General features: G+C 61.2%; 2 protein-coding genes. Both read right to left on the bottom strand.

Translation table 11 applies throughout. From position 1 onward, the window contains the following. Nucleotides 1–684: SbmA/BacA-like family transporter (locus tag EN969_RS30815; RefSeq protein ID WP_281060047.1), on the bottom strand; the 684-nt coding region annotated here is incomplete at its 3' end. Nucleotides 685–797: 113 nt separating this feature from the next. Further along, nucleotides 798–1476: YbfB/YjiJ family MFS transporter (locus tag EN969_RS30810; RefSeq protein ID WP_127419724.1), on the bottom strand; the 679-nt coding region annotated here is incomplete at its 5' end.

The following is a 1476-nucleotide window of genomic DNA, read 5'->3' as shown; positions in this document are numbered from 1 at the left end:
GATCATGACCGGCAGGAATGCGATCAACGTCATAATCGACTGGACGAAGCTGGAGCCGAGATCTTCCATGATCTGCGAGAACCGCATCGTGTCTTCCTGGATGCGCTGCGAGGCACCCTCGATATGGCGTAGCCTGCCCCAATTCTCGACGAAGTAGTTGTTCATCGCCGTGCGCCAACGGAAGATCCAGTGACTGACGATGAAGGCGTTGACCACCTGCACATTCATGCCGACCAGGGCGAGCCACGAAAAATCAGCCAATCCGATATAAAATTCGCTGTTGGTCGACTTTCCAGTCCCCGACATCAGCCCCTGCACATAGTCGAAGAAAGGCCCATACCAGGCGTTGACGGCGACGCTGACCTGCACATTGAAATAGATGAAGAACAGGATGACCGCGGTCATCAGGATCGACCAGCGTTGCCATGGATGCGGCGAATACCAGCTCCAGAATGCGTAGAAGACGAGCACGCAGAACGCGAAATAGAGATAGAACCAGAGGAACGGCTTCGATACGAGGATGGCGATGCCGATGATGGGCGGCGCGCCGGCCGCGGCGGGCGGCAATCCGAAAACCGTACCTAATTGTTCACCACCGAAGAACCAGAACAGGATCGCCGCAAGGCTCCAGACGGCGGCCGAAGTGAAGAACAGCTTCGGCTGCGGGAAAAAGGATACGAACACTGTGGCGAATTCCTCGATCTAGGCACAAATCAGCTGACGACAGCGGGCATAAAGTCACACATTAGTGGGAAAGAAAATGCCCGTGCCCGATGCCCGGCACAGCAAGCTCACAATCATGGCGATTTTGGCGCAGCCGACCATGTGATGGCGCCGGAGACGACCAGCACGATCGCGGCTGTGATCGAGGCGAGGAAGAAATCGCCGGACATCTGCGCCAGAAACCCGGCGGCGACCGGCCCGATGATCTGGCCAAGGCCGAACGCAGCCGTCATCAGGGCGAATATCCGCCGCGGCGCGCTTGGCGCCTGCTGCCGGGCGGCCTGCAGGCCAAATGCGGTGATGGCAATGAAGGTGCCACCGAGCAGCACGCCGGCAAGCAGCGGCCCGGTGGCGCCGCCGATGGCGACGCTGGCGGTGACGCCGGCAACTTCGATGAAGCACGCCAGCGCATAGGCGGCATAAAGGCCGGTCCGGGCCGCGATCTTCTGCCAGAGCCAGACTGAGGGAAAGCCCGCAAGACCGGCGACCATCCACACCATGGCCTCGAAGACGCGGCTGCCGCCGCCTTGCCGGACGATGGCGACCAGGAATGTCGCCGTCACCACATAGCCAAAGCCGAACAGGCCGTAGGCGACGATGACCTTGACCAACGACCGGTCCATCCGCAGTGCCGGCTCGCGGGTGGCTTCGCCGTTGCCGAGCGGACCCTCATTGGCCAACAGCGCAACGAGGACGAAACCACAGGCCGAAATCGCCGCCGACCACAGCCAGCCTGCAGCCCAGCCCGAATGC

The sequence above is a fragment of the Mesorhizobium sp. M7A.F.Ca.CA.003.01.2.1 genome (genome assembly GCF_003998945.1).
Taxonomy (GTDB): Bacteria; Pseudomonadota; Alphaproteobacteria; order Rhizobiales; family Rhizobiaceae; genus Mesorhizobium; species Mesorhizobium ciceri.
Note: the sequence above shows the minus strand (reverse complement) of the source record. Positions and strands in the feature narration are given on the sequence as shown.